13 protein-coding genes and 1 pseudogene are annotated in these 12,290 nt (G+C 73.4%); 7 read left to right on the top strand and 7 right to left on the bottom strand.

The window, feature by feature from the left end; genetic code table 11:
- From E4P40_RS22080 to raiA, 3 genes are all read left to right on the top strand, one after another.
- On the top strand, positions 1-1,723 hold a 1,723-nt coding region (locus E4P40_RS22080; protein WP_348519654.1), incomplete at its 5' end, for an LpqB family beta-propeller domain-containing protein.
- A gap of 81 nt (positions 1,724-1,804) precedes the next feature.
- The gene (locus E4P40_RS22085; RefSeq protein ID WP_245160505.1) at positions 1,805-2,593 is read left to right on the top strand and encodes a ComF family protein; all 789 of its coding nucleotides are present in this window, start codon (positions 1,805-1,807) and stop codon (positions 2,591-2,593) included.
- Between the two features lie 37 nt (positions 2,594-2,630).
- Positions 2,631-3,317, top strand: a complete 687-nt coding sequence (gene raiA, locus E4P40_RS22090) for a ribosome-associated translation inhibitor RaiA (RefSeq protein ID WP_135160567.1) — start codon at positions 2,631-2,633, stop codon at positions 3,315-3,317.
- Between the two features lie 40 nt (positions 3,318-3,357).
- Here raiA and E4P40_RS22095 read toward each other — a convergent pair whose 3' ends face one another.
- The gene (locus E4P40_RS22095; RefSeq protein WP_167762339.1) at positions 3,358-3,915 is read right to left on the bottom strand and encodes a GNAT family N-acetyltransferase; all 558 of its coding nucleotides are present in this window, start codon (positions 3,913-3,915) and stop codon (positions 3,358-3,360) included.
- A 10-nt stretch (positions 3,916-3,925) separates the two neighbouring features.
- On the bottom strand, positions 3,926-4,318 hold the full coding sequence (locus tag E4P40_RS22100) for a TIGR03618 family F420-dependent PPOX class oxidoreductase (RefSeq protein ID WP_135160569.1): 393 nt from the start codon (positions 4,316-4,318) through the stop codon (positions 3,926-3,928).
- Between the two features lie 71 nt (positions 4,319-4,389).
- Between E4P40_RS22100 and secA the strand changes: the two genes are divergently transcribed.
- Positions 4,390-7,386, top strand: a complete 2,997-nt coding sequence (gene secA, locus E4P40_RS22105; RefSeq protein WP_135160570.1) for a preprotein translocase subunit SecA — start codon at positions 4,390-4,392, stop codon at positions 7,384-7,386.
- A 57-nt stretch (positions 7,387-7,443) separates the two neighbouring features.
- Here the strand turns inward: secA and E4P40_RS22110 are convergent, their stop codons facing one another.
- The 4 genes from E4P40_RS22110 to E4P40_RS22125 form a co-directional block, all read right to left on the bottom strand.
- Positions 7,444-8,205, bottom strand: coding sequence for an enoyl-CoA hydratase-related protein (locus E4P40_RS22110; RefSeq protein ID WP_135160571.1), 762 nt, complete (start codon positions 8,203-8,205; stop codon positions 7,444-7,446).
- The gene (locus tag E4P40_RS22115; RefSeq protein ID WP_135160572.1) at positions 8,189-8,671 is read right to left on the bottom strand and encodes a pyridoxamine 5'-phosphate oxidase family protein; all 483 of its coding nucleotides are present in this window, start codon (positions 8,669-8,671) and stop codon (positions 8,189-8,191) included. Before E4P40_RS22115 ends, E4P40_RS22110 begins: the two co-directional genes overlap by 17 nt.
- Before the next feature lie 87 nt (positions 8,672-8,758).
- Positions 8,759-9,307 carry an Rv3235 family protein gene (locus E4P40_RS22120; protein ID WP_135160573.1) on the bottom strand — a complete coding sequence of 183 codons (549 nt, stop codon included), beginning with the start codon at positions 9,305-9,307 and terminating at the stop codon, positions 8,759-8,761.
- 55 nt (positions 9,308-9,362) lie between these two features.
- On the bottom strand, positions 9,363-10,073 hold the full coding sequence (locus tag E4P40_RS22125) for a LysM domain-containing protein (protein ID WP_135160574.1): 711 nt from the start codon (positions 10,071-10,073) through the stop codon (positions 9,363-9,365).
- Between the two features lie 98 nt (positions 10,074-10,171).
- Between E4P40_RS22125 and E4P40_RS22130 the strand changes: the two genes are divergently transcribed.
- Positions 10,172-10,741, top strand: coding sequence for a hypothetical protein (locus tag E4P40_RS22130; RefSeq protein ID WP_135160575.1), 570 nt, complete (start codon positions 10,172-10,174; stop codon positions 10,739-10,741).
- Between the two features lie 10 nt (positions 10,742-10,751).
- Here the strand turns inward: E4P40_RS22130 and E4P40_RS22135 are convergent, their stop codons facing one another.
- Entirely contained in the window at positions 10,752-11,000 is a 249-nt protein-coding gene (locus E4P40_RS22135) for a helix-turn-helix domain-containing protein (RefSeq protein ID WP_135160576.1), read from the bottom strand.
- A gap of 203 nt (positions 11,001-11,203) precedes the next feature.
- Between E4P40_RS22135 and E4P40_RS22140 the strand changes: the two genes are divergently transcribed.
- Together E4P40_RS22140 and E4P40_RS22145 are read left to right on the top strand one after the other, a co-directional pair.
- The gene (locus tag E4P40_RS22140) at positions 11,204-11,995 is read left to right on the top strand and encodes an SAF domain-containing protein (protein WP_245160506.1); all 792 of its coding nucleotides are present in this window, start codon (positions 11,204-11,206) and stop codon (positions 11,993-11,995) included.
- Positions 11,995-12,290, top strand: a pseudogene (locus tag E4P40_RS22145) (chromosome partitioning protein); the annotation flags it as partial. The gene E4P40_RS22140 and the pseudogene E4P40_RS22145, both read left to right, overlap by 1 nt.

A 12,290-nucleotide genomic window follows, 5' to 3' on the forward strand; every position in this document is an offset into this window, starting at 1 on the left:
CCCCGGCGCCTGGTGGGCCGCGCTGACCGCCCTCCTGCTCGCCGTCTCGGGCTGCTCCACGGTGCCCAGCAGCTCTGCCACCGTGCAGATCACCCAGATCCCGACCCGGGCCGCCGACGTCGTGGGCAGCGAGCCGTTGCCCCCGGAGCCCGGTGCACCGCCCGAGGACATCGTCCGGTCGTTCATCGACGCCTCGGCCAGCACCCGCGCCGGTCACCCGGTGGCGCGCCAGCACCTCGCGCCGGAGGCGGCCGAGTCGTGGGTGGACGAGGGCACGATCACCGTCCTCAGTGCCGACTACGCGACGGTCACCACCGTCACCGGCGCGGTCGCGGTGACCGCCAACCTGGTCGGCACAGTGGACGACCGCGGGGTGTTCTCCGTCGGCGGGCCGGGTGTCTTCACCCGTGAGTTCCCGCTGGAGCAGGTCGACGGGCAGTGGCGGATCTCCGATCCGCCGGACGGGCTGATCATGCTGGAGCTGGACTTCGGCCGGCTCTACGACGAGGTCGCGGCGTACTTCATGGACCCGACGGGGCAACGGGTCGTCCCCGACCCGCGCTATCTCATCTCCGGCGAGGCCCAGCCCACGGCGCTCGTCCAGCGACTGCTCGACGGTCCCTCGGCGGGGCTGGCGGCCGGCGTGCGCAACCCCTTGACCGGCGTCCAGCGGCGCAGCGCCGTCACCGTCGACGGGCAGACGGCCCTCGTCGACCTGACCGTGCCCACGATCGATCCGGCGCCGGTGATCGAGGAGATCTGCGCGCAGCTGGTGTGGACGTTGACCCAGCTGGACCAACCGCGCATCCGGTCGGTGGAGATCCGGGTGGACGGCGAGCTGGTGGGACTCGAGGGCGTGCCGGACGAGCAGACCCGGGACGACTGGCCCGCCTTCGATCCCGACGCCGTGCCGGTGGACGCCGTGGGGCACTACCTGAACGCGGGCGCGCTGCACACCGTGACCAGCGGCGAGCCGGTCGCCGGACCGGCCGGCACGGGCGGCTACAACCTGTCCAGCGCGGCCGTGTCGGCCGACCCCAGCAGCGGCGAGCTCACCTACCTGGTCGGCGTCCAGCGCAACGCGGCAGGGGCGACCCTCTTCGCCGGCGAGTACTCCGGCGACCTGGCCCCGGCTCTCTCCGGCTCGACGCTCAGCGCGCCGAGCGTGGCGGCGACCCGCGCCGAGGCGTGGGTCGTGCGCAACGGCACCGACGTGGTACGGGTGCCGGCCGGTGGAGCTGCCCAGGCGGTCAGCGCCCCGACGCTCCCCGGGCTGGGGAGGGCCGAGGAGCTCCGGCTCTCGCCGGACGGGGTGCGGGCAGCTCTCGTGATCGAGGGCCCCGGCGGCCTGTCGCTCTTCATCGGCACGGTGGTCCGATCCGAGGACGGCGTCGTCGACCTCCGGGACCTCCACGAGATCGCGCCCGAGCTGTCGCAGGTCTCCGACGTCACGTGGCGGGACAGCGGCAACCTGTACGTCCTGGCCATCGACCCCTCCGAGGACCGGATCGTGCCGTACCAGGTGGGCGTCGACGGGTGGGGGCCGACCGACGTCCCCACGGCCGGACTGCCGGCCCAGGCGGACTCGATCGCCGCGGCGCCGACCCGCCAGCCGCTGGTCAGCGCCGGCTCGACGATCTGGCAGCTCGCCGGCGGCACATGGGTCACCCTCGTGCGAGGCCAGGAACCGCTCCCGGGCACCGCGCCGTTCTACCCGCTCTGACGTCGTCCACAAGAGAACGACCCCGTCCACCTCACGCCTCGCAGGCCCGGCGCCAGCCTGGGACGGGGCCATAGTGTTCCGGTGGACGGCGAGCTGTTGGGCGCTCTCGCCGACCTGGTGCTGCCGCGGACGTGTGCCGGCTGCGCCGTCCCGGGCGCAGTGCTGTGCCGCTCTTGTGCGCGCCTGCTGACGCGGCCGCACCTGGCCACACCGCGCCGGTTCCCCGACGGCTTCCCGCCGACGGTCGCCGCCGGCGCCTACGCGGGTCCGGTCCGGCCGGCCCTGCTGGCGTTCAAGGAGCGCGGCCGGGCGGAGCTCGCCCGTCCTCTCGGCGTGGCCCTCGCGATCGCCGTGGCGGCGGTGACCGGCGCGGTCCCGGGGCGGCGGCCGGTGGTCCTGGTCCCGGTACCGAGCTCCCGGACGGCGCTCCGCACGCGCGGCCGGGACCACGTCCGTGAGCTCACCGGGCAGGCGGTCGCCGAGCTCCGGGCGGCCGGACGGCCGGTGACGGCGAGCCGGCTCCTGCGCCGTCGGGGGCGGGTGCGCGACTCGGCAGGTCTGTCGGCCGTGCAGCGCCGGGCGAACCTTGCCGGGACCTTCGCCGTGGCCGGCCCGGTGCCGGCGGGGGTGCTGCTGGTCCTCGTCGACGACGTGGTGAGCAGCGGCGCCACGCTCATCGAGGCCGCCGCCGTCCTCGCCCGGACGACGCGCCGCGGCGACCCGCCGGTGCTGGCCGCGGCGGTCGCGGCGACCCCCAGGACGACCGGCAACGGCACTTCGGGGCGCGACCTGCGGGTTGTCCGGAACCTGTCCGAGATCGTCCTCGGGGCGCCTGCCGACCGACTGTCGGGACGGATGAACAGGGACTAGCGTCGAAGTGACTACAACCGGTCTACCGGGAGGTCACATGGAGATCGTGGTCCGTGGTCGTAACGTCGAGGTCCCCGAGCACTACCGACAGCACGTGGAAGACAAGGTCGGTCAGCTCGAACGGTTCGACGGCAAGCTGAAGATGCTCCGGATGGATGTGGAGCTCTTCCACGAGAAGAACCCCCGACAGTCCGCCCATTGCCAGCGCGTCGAGATCACGCTGCGGGGCAAGGGCCCGGTGATCAGGGCCGAGGCCGACGGCGCCGACTTCTACGCCGCCCTCGACCTCGCGTGCCAGAAGCTCGACGCCCGGCTGCGCCGGGCCGCCGACCGTCGCCGCGTGCACCACGGGCGGCGCACCCCCGCCAGCGTCCGGCTCACCGGCAACACCGCAGCCGACGTCGGCGCCATCGACGCACTCGAACTCGATCGTCAGCTCGCCGAGGGTCCCCACGTGACCGATCTCGACGAGCACCTGCCCGGCCGGGTCGTGCGCGAGAAGCACCACCCCGCCACTCCCATGACCGTCGACCAGGCCCTCCACGAGATGGAACTGGTCGGCCACGATTTCTTCCTCTTCCAGTGCGCCGACACCGGCCAGCCGACGGTCGTCTACCGGCGGCACGCCTACGACTACGGGCTCATCCGGCTCGTCGAGGTCGCACAGAACGGCGTCGGGACCGCCCACGCCCGCAAGGCCGAACCACAGGCCGCCACGAGCTGAGTGCGGGCGGGAGGGCGCGGATCGCGCCCTCCCGCACCGTTCACTCGCCGGCCAGCCGGCCGAACAGCACCGCGTCCCCCCGCGTGCCATCGCGGTAGTCCAGGCACGAGCGCACGGTTCCCTCCGGCGTGAACCCCGCCCGCCGGGCGACGGCCTGCGAGGCCGTGTTGCGGACGTCGGCGTACAGGTGGACCCGCGGTGCCCCCAGACCCAGCGCCCAGTCCGCCAGCGCGTGCGCGGCCTCGGCGGCGTAGCCACGCCCGCGGGCCCAGGGCGCGATCCAGTAGCCGACCTCCGGGCCGAGCCGGCCGGGCACGAGGTGGCAGCCGGCGGATCCGACCAACGCGCCGTCGGCCTCGATCGCGGTCGGCATGCCCTTCCCCTGCGCGCGCTCGCGCGGCGCCGTTCCGCACACCCACTCGCGGGCGGCGCCGGGCGTGTACGGGAGGGGCAGGGCGCTGATCCAGCGCTGGGTCTCGGGATCCTGGCAGGCGCGGAACACCTCGTCGACGTCGTCCGGGCGGTACGGGCGCAGGACGAGCCGGTCGGTGCGCACCACCTCGGTCGTCAGGTCGACGCCGGTGATGTCGAGGGTCACCGACACATGGTCAGGCGTTGCCCAGGATCCGGTCGACCGATATTTCGAGAACGACGCGGGCCGGGTTCTCGCGCGGCTGCCGGTAGCGCGCGGCGTACCGGCGCTCGGCGTCGGCGACGGACGCGGCGTCGTCGCGCACGACCGCCGTCCCCTCGAGCGTCGTCCAACGGCGCCCGTCCACGTGGCAGACCGCCACCCGCTGCTGCCCCGCCCGGACGTGCCGGGCCTTGGCCGACGTCCCGGAGGTGATGACGCGGGCGGTCCTCGTCGCGGCGTCATAGGTGACCCCGACCGGGACGACGTGCGGGCTGCCGTCGGCGCGCAGCGTCGTGAGCGTCGCGACGTGCCGTTCGGCCAGGAAGGCGAGCAGGCCGGGGCCCGGGTCGTCGAGATCACGGGCCACATCGCCAGCCTACGGACAGCCACGTGGGTCGGATCGCCGACGGAGCCGGTGCAGCCGCCTACGCTGGGGGTGTGGTGTTCCAGAGACTTCTCCGTGCCGGCGAGGGCAAGCTCCTCCGGCGCCTCTCCAGGATCGCGGACGCGGTCGAGTCGCACGCCGAGGACATCGGCGCGCTCACCGATGCCGAGCTGAGGGCCAAGACCGACGAGTTCAAGGAGCGCTACGGCGAGGGCGAATCCCTGGACGAGCTCCTCCCGGAGGCGTTCGCGGTCGTGCGGGAGGCCGCCACCCGCACGCTGGGGCAGCGGCACTACCGGGTGCAGATCATGGGCGGTGCCGCGCTCCACCTGGGCAACATCGCCGAGATGAAGACCGGTGAGGGCAAGACGCTCACCGGCGTGCTGCCGGCGTACCTGAACGCCCTGACCGGCGACGGCGTGCACGTGGTCACGACCAACGACTACCTCGCCTCCCGTGACGCCGAGTGGATGGGCCGCGTGCACCGCTTCCTCGGTCTCACCGTCGGCACGATCGTCTCCGGCCAGCGTCCCGACGTCCGCCGCGAGCAGTACCTCTGCGACATCACGCACGGCACGAACAACGAGTTCGGCTTCGACTACCTGCGCGACAACATGGCCTGGAGCAAGGCCGACCTCGTGCAGCGCGGGCACCACTTCGCGATCGTCGACGAGGTCGACTCCATCCTCATCGACGAGGCGCGCACCCCGCTGATCATCAGCGGTCCGGCCGAGACCAGCGCCAAGTGGTACGGCGAGTTCGCCCGGCTGATGCCGCTGATGAAGCGCGACGTCCACTACGAGGTGGAGGAGGGCAAGCGCACGGTCGCCGTCACCGAGGAGGGCGTCGAGTTCGTCGAGGACCAGCTCGGCATCGACAACCTCTACGAGGCGGCCAACACCCCGCTGATCGGCTACCTGAACAACGCGCTGAAGGCCAAGGAGCTCTTCCACCGCGACCAGCAGTACATCGTCAGCAACGGCGAGGTGCTCATCGTCGACGAGTTCACCGGCCGCGTGCTCGCCGGGCGCCGCTACAACGAGGGCATGCACCAGGCCATCGAGGCCAAGGAGAAGGTGAAGATCAAGGACGAGAACCAGACGCTCGCCACGATCACCCTCCAGAACTACTTCCGGCTCTACGAGAAGCTCTCCGGGATGACCGGCACGGCGCAGACCGAGGCCGCCGAGCTGCACCAGACCTACAAGCTGGGCGTCGTCCCGATCCCGACGAACCGGCCGATGGTCCGCCAGGACAAGTCCGACGTCATCTACAAGACGGAGAAGGCGAAGTTCGACTCCGTCGTCGACGACATCGCCGAGCGGCACGAGGCGGGGCAGCCGGTGCTCGCCGGCACGGCGAGCGTCGAGAAGTCCGAGATCCTCGCGAAGTACCTGCTGAAGCGAGGCATCCCGCACGAGGTGCTGAACGCCAAGAACCACGCCCGTGAGGCGGCGATCATCGCCCAGGCCGGGCGCCTCGGCTCGGTCACGGTGGCCACGAACATGGCCGGCCGAGGGACCGACATCGTGCTCGGCGGCAACCCCGAGTTCATCGCCGACGAGGCGCTGCGGGCCCGGGGGCTGTCCCCCTCGGAGACGCCGGAGGAGTACGAGGCCGCCTGGGACGAAGCGCTGGAAGAGGCCAAGGCGCAGGTCAAGGCGGAGCACGAGCAGGTCGTCGAGGCCGGCGGTCTCTACGTGCTGGGCACCGAGCGGCACGAGAGCCGACGGATCGACAACCAGCTGCGCGGCCGGTCCGGCCGGCAGGGGGACCCGGGGGAGTCGCGCTTCTACCTGTCCCTGGGCGACGACCTGATGCGCCGGTTCAACGGACCGATGCTCGAGTCGATGATGAACACCCTGCGGGTGCCCGACGACCAGCCGATCGAGTCGAAGATGGTCAGCCGGGCGATCCTGTCGGCGCAGACCCAGGTGGAGCAGCAGAACTTCGAGGTCCGCAAGGACGTCCTGAAGTACGACGAGGTCCTCAACCGTCAGCGCACCGTCATCTACGACGAGCGGCGCAAGGTACTCGAGGGCGCCGACCTGCACGAGCAGGTCAGGTCGATGGTCGACGACGTCATCGGCGCCTACGTCGACGGCGCGACGGAGACCGGCTACGCGGAGGACTGGGACCTCGAGCTGCTGTGGACCGGTCTGAAGGCGCTCTACCCCGTGGGCCTGGACCGCGACGAGCTGCTCCAGCGGATCGCCGACGGGGAGCAGTCCTCCCTGACCCCGGAGGTGCTCAAGCAGGAGCTCCTGGACGACGTCCACCGCGCCTACGCCGAGCGCGAGGCGTCGCTGGGCTCGGAGGTCACGCGCGAGCTCGAGCGCCGGGTGCTGCTCTCGGTCCTCGACCGCAAGTGGCGCGAGCACCTCTACGAGATGGACTACCTGCGGGCCGGCATCCACCTGCGCGCGATGGCCAACCGCGACCCGGTCGTGGAGTACCAGCGCGAGGGCTACGACATGTTCATGGCCATGCTCGACGGGATCAAGGAGGAGTCCGTCGGGTTCCTCTTCAACCTCGAGGTCAAGACCAAGGACCAGCAGGAGGCCGAGGCCAAGGCCAAGCAGGACGAGGCCGAGGCGGCGGCACTCGCGGCGGCCCAGGAGGGCACCGCCCGGGTGCTCGCGCGCCAGAAGGCCGAGGCCGACGCGAAGGCCGCCGAGGCGAAGGCGGCCGAGGCGAAGGCCGCTGCCGGGAACGGCGCGGCGACCGGTGCGCGCAACGGTGCCGGGACCAAGGCCGCGGCGCGCAAGTCCGCCCCGGCGGTCGCCCAGGCCGCTCCGGCGGTCGCTGCACCGAAGCCGTCGGGCACGGGGCCGGAGCTGGCGGTCAAGGGCCTCGACGCCCCGCACCTGAACCCCCAGCAGCTCACCTACTCCGCGCCCACGCTCGACGGCTCGGCCAAGGAGAGCGGGGCGGCCAAGGCGGCCAAGACCGCGACGGTCACCGGCTCGAAGGAGCCGGCGCGCAACGCACCGTGCCCCTGCGGGTCGGGCAAGAAGTACAAGTTCTGCCACGGAGCAGCCGGCTCCTGAGCCGCAGCCGCGCACGACAGCGCCCCCGCCGATCGATGTCGGCGGGGGCGCTGCCGTTCACGCACTCGAACGCGGGTCGTGCCAGATCGGCGGTCGGCGTTCCAGGAACGCCCGCTTGCCCTCGGCCGCGTCGGGAGAGCCGAGGACCGCCCGCGTCGCGTCGTCGGTCGTGATCCAGCCCAGGTGGTCCGCCGCCGCCACGTGAGTGTGGACGGACCGCAGCGTCGCCTGGACGGCGACGGGTGAGTTGGTCGCGATGCGGCGGGCGAGCGCCAGCGCCCCGTCCAGAGCACCGCCGGAGTCGGTCAGGCGGTTCACGAGGCCCAGGTCGAGCGCCCGCCTGGAGTCGATCGGATCGCCGGTGAGGAGGAGCTCGGTCGCGACGTTGACGGGGAGTGCCCGAGGCCCACGGAACAACCCGCCGCACGTCGCGACGACGCCACGGGAGACCTCCGGCAGGCCGAAGCTGGCCGTCGTCGAGGCGACGACGAGGTCGCACGACAGGACGATCTCGAAACCGCCGCCCAGGGCCGGCCCCTCCACGGCGGCGACGAGGGGCACCCGGCGCACCCGACGGGTGATGCCGTACGGGCCACCGCGGCCGGTCGGCCCGCCCGAACCGGTCGCGAGATCGGTGCCGGCGCTGAACACCCGCGAAGAACTGGCCAGCACGATCGACCGCACCGCCGGGTCGTCGTCGAGCGCGTTCAGCGCGGCGTCGAGCGCCGCGGTCATCGGCGCGTCCATCGCATTGCGCTTCTCGGGCCGGTCGAGCGTCACGACGGCGACGTGCCCGTCCCGGTCAACCCTGACGGGCACCGCTCACCTCCGCGATCTTCCGGAAGTCCCAGCTCACGATCTTGTCGACGTCGACCGTGAGCCAGGCATGCCGCCCGTCGTGACCGATGGTCGACCGCCCCTGGTACTTCGTGGCGAATGCCTTCTCCACCGCTTCGAGCTCGGGAACGGCCAGCTCCCCGGTCCGGGGCACCTCCCCGACGACGCGCGCCCGGCCCGAGATCTCGACGCCCCGCAGCTCCAGGTAGTCGTGGCCGTCGTCGACCACGATCGCGATCCGCGGATCGTTCTGGAGGTCCTTGAAACGCTGACTCGTGGTGATCGAGTACAGCCAGATCGACTCCCCGTGCCAGACGAACCACAGGGGGGAGACGTGCGGGCCCGACGGACTCACCGTCGCCACCCGGCAGGTCCGCGCACCGGCGAGGAAGTCGTCGCGCTCCTCCGTGCTCAGTGCGATGCGCCGTCCGCGTCGCTGTTCCTTCACGGTGCCTCCAGTTCCACGCCCGGGCTCTGCGCAGGGACCCTAGAGACTGCCGCTGCGCCCGGTCGCACAACCCGTGCCGCGGAGAGGTCAGCCGACCTGCAGCGCGGTGCAGCGCCAGCGCCCGTCGATGCCCTCGAGCCGGGCGGCGACGGCGTGGGCCCGCCCGCCCCGCCGGGCCACGGCGGTCACCTCGGCGACGCCGTCGACCGGCTCGCACACGTGGACCGGGCCAACGACCAGCGGTGAGGTGCCCTCGGCGCACCACCGCGGGCGGCGGCCGCCGGAGAGCGCGGCGAAGACACCCAGGGACGTGATCGGCTGCAGCTGCGCCAGCGGGCGCCGTCCGGCCAGTGCCTCCAGGGTCAGCGTGATGAGGCGGCGTCCGGCGTCCCGGGCGTCGGGCAGCTCCGCGCGCGCCGACCACGCAGGGCCGAAGTCGTCGTCCCGTGCGGCGTAGGCGGGCCGCGGCCGCGGGCCGGGCCGGTGCGCCGGCCGGGGTGCCGAAAGGCCCGGGTGCACCAGGCGGACCGGCACGCGCCCGTCCTGCAGCGGGGGCTGCGGGGTGGGGACGACGACGAGCCGCAGGGGGGACGGCGCGGGCGCCGGTGCGGCCGCGGAGGACGGAGACGCGGTCATGGGAGGGCTCCCTGGGAGTCGTGGGGGAAGCGGCGGTGGACTGCGGGCGGGCGGCTCACGGCGACCCCGGTGGGCGCAGCACCTGGCCGGGCAGCAGGAGGTCGGGATCGGGCCCGATGACGTCGGCGTTCGCGGCCCACCAGGCCTGGACGGCCGTGGCGACCTCGCCGTTGCTGGCGGGCCTGCCCAGTTCGTCGAGCAGCCGGCTCGCTGCGATGTGCCAGAGGCAGTCGCCGCGGACGACGACGTGACCGCTGGTGACGTCCGGTCCGCTCGGCCAGTCGGGGACGGCGGTCGTGGACCGGGCCGGCCAGTCGGGTGTCGCCGAGGCCGCCTCGGCGGAGGGCCAGTCGGGCACGGTGGACCCGGTCGGCGCCGCGGATGCCGACGGGATCAGCGGCAGCCCGGCCGCGGTGCCGAGCAGGGGCCCGACGACCCCCAACCCGAGGCCGAGGGCCAGCGCCGCACTCCGGCGCGCACCGGCGGGCAGGACGACGTGCAGGAGCAGCCGGGCACCGCCGCCGAGGACTCCCGGGAGGGCGGTGGCCGCGGTGAGGGCGAGCCCGACGGCACCCCAGCACCAGACGGCCCAGGCCAGCAGGCCGGAGGCGGAGATGACGAGCACGTCGGGGCCTGCTGTGTCGGCCGTCCGCTGGGCGGTGGCGAGGGTGCCGGCCATGTCGGGGATCGACGGCGTGAGGGCGGCCAGCACGACGGCGATCGCCGCCATGACCACGGTGGTCACGGCGAGGCGCAGAACGGACACGGCCACCTCCTCAGCTCGACAAGTGAGCACTATTGCAACCAAATGCATTCAAACGCAACATTTGACATGGATCTAGGCTCGCGGCAGGAGGTGGAGTCATGCGTTGGCAGCAGCTGTTCGCCGATCTGCAGGCCCAGTTCGACGAGGAAGAGGCCGCTGCGGAGCGGAGCCAGGCCGCCTCACGGACGCGTGCGGAGCTCGGGGCGGTCCGGCTCCCGGAGCGGCTCCGCGGGGCGCTCGGCTTCCCCGTGGTGCTGGGCTGCCGCGGGGCGGGACCGGTGTCCGGTGTCCTCACCGACGTCGGCGTCGACTGGCTCCTCCTGGCCGGCGAGGGGGGGCGGGAGGACCTCGTCGCCCTGGGGGCCGTGCGCACCGTCGGGGGCCTCGGGCGGCGGACCGCCGTCCCCGAGGTGCCCGGCGGAGTGTGGAGCAGGCTGGACCTGCGGCGGGCAGTGCGCGGCCTGGCGCGCGACCGCGCCGTCGTCCAGGTGGTCCTGGACGACGGGGTCGTGCTGACGGGGACGCTGGACCGGGTGGGGGCCGACTACGTGGAGCTGGCCGAGCACCCCGTTGACCAGCCGCGACGGTCGGAGGCGGTGCAGGGAGTACGCGCGGTCGTGCTGGACGCGGTCGCCGTCGTGCGGACCGCGTCGTCCGGCCTCGGCTGAGGCGGAAGGGTCAGCTGCCGGCGGAGGCGTCCGCGGCCGGAGGCGCGGCCGCCTCCTCGGGGACGGCGCCCGCGCGGGCCTCGGCGTACTTCTGTTGGATGAAGCGCTCGAGCTCGTCGACCTCGACCCGCCACTGGCCGCGGCCGCCGATCTGGATGGCGATCAGCTCCTTGCGGCGCACGAGCGCGTAGGCCTGCGACCAGGAGACGTTGAGGATCTCCGCGACGTCGTCGAGGGTCAGGAAGCGGGGCGTGGGCATCGGGCAACTCCTCCGGTCCCGGTCAGTCTGTCAGCCCGATCGGGGCATCGTGAGCGTCATCCACACCCGAACGTGTGGATGACGAGTGCGCCCCAACGCGTGAATGACGCATCATCTGCATCCGAACGCCGTCCCGGTGCCCCATTCGCCAGCGACACGCCCTGTCGCCCGGCATCGGACGAGACGTGCTGGAAGAGGTGAGCGTGGCTGTGACCGCCGTCCGCCCGTCGTCGACCCCGACGGGCGGAGCCGAGATCCCGGCGGGACCGGCCCCGCGGCGTGTCCGTCCGCCCCGATGGCTGGACCTGCGGCTGGTGCTGGGGGTGCTGCTCGTGCTCGGGTCGGTGCTCCTGGGTGCGCGCATCGTCAGCGCGGCCGACGCGACCGTGCCCGTCTGGGCGGCGACCGGTGATCTGGCCCCCGGTACGGAGCTGACCGCGGACGACCTGGTGGCCGTCGACGTGCGACTCGACGCCACCGCCGACGCGTATCTGTCCGCGGGCACGCAGCCCGAGGGGCGGACCCTGGCGCGGGCCGTGCGGGCCGGCGAGCTGCTGCCGCGCACGGCGCTGGAGGAGCCGGGCGAGCTGGTGCAGCTCGCGCTGCCGGTGCAGGCCGGCTACGTGCCCCCGGGGCTGGAAAGGGGACAGCTGGTCGACGTCTACGCCGTCGCCGATCCGGCGGCAGGGGCCACCGCGGTCGCCGACGGCAGCGTCACCGTCGTGGTGCGCAAGGCGCCGGTGCAGGCCATCTCGGGCCGGTCGGGCGGCGTCCTCTCCACGCCGACGACCGCGATCCAGGTCGTGGTGGCCGTGTCCGCCGAGGACGCACCCGACGTCCTCGCCGCGGTCGGCGGCCGTCCGCTCGTCGTGGTCGTCCACGACTCCGTGGACGCCGACGTGGACGCCGGGTCCGTCGAGCGCCGCCCCGGCGGTGCCGGCACGTCCGGCGCGGCCGTCCCGTCGACGGCCCCCGCAGCGGGTCCGACCGGCTGATGGCGCTCCAGGTCTTCACCGCGGTCACCGGCGCCGCCTGGGAGTCGGAGCTCGTCGGCGCCCTCGATCGGGCCGACCACGGCGTGACCGTCGTCCGCCGGTGCGTCGACGTGTCCGAGCTCCTCGCGGTGGCGGCCACCGGCACCGGGCAGGCGGCACTGCTGTCCGCGGAACTGCGCCGGCTGGACAGCGACGCGATCGCCCGGCTCGAGGCGGCCGGGGTCGCGGTGGTCGGGCTGGTCGAGCCGGGGGACGAACGCGCGGCCGATCGGCTGCGCCAGCTCGGTGTCCGGCG

This window comes from Blastococcus sp. CT_GayMR20 (genome assembly GCF_004570345.1).

What these genes read in the sequence shown, in the direction of transcription:
- E4P40_RS22130 (WP_135160575.1), top strand. Translation starts at nt 10,172, where the DNA reads ATGCGTTGGCAGCAGCTGTTCGCCGATCTGCAGGCCCAGTTCGACGAG.
- E4P40_RS22120 (WP_135160573.1), bottom strand. Translation starts at nt 9,307, where the DNA reads ATGACCGCGTCTCCGTCCTCCGCGGCCGCACCGGCGCCCGCGCCGTCC.
- E4P40_RS22135 (WP_135160576.1), bottom strand. Translation starts at nt 11,000, where the DNA reads ATGCCCACGCCCCGCTTCCTGACCCTCGACGACGTCGCGGAGATCCTC.
- raiA (WP_135160567.1), top strand. Translation starts at nt 2,631, where the DNA reads ATGGAGATCGTGGTCCGTGGTCGTAACGTCGAGGTCCCCGAGCACTAC.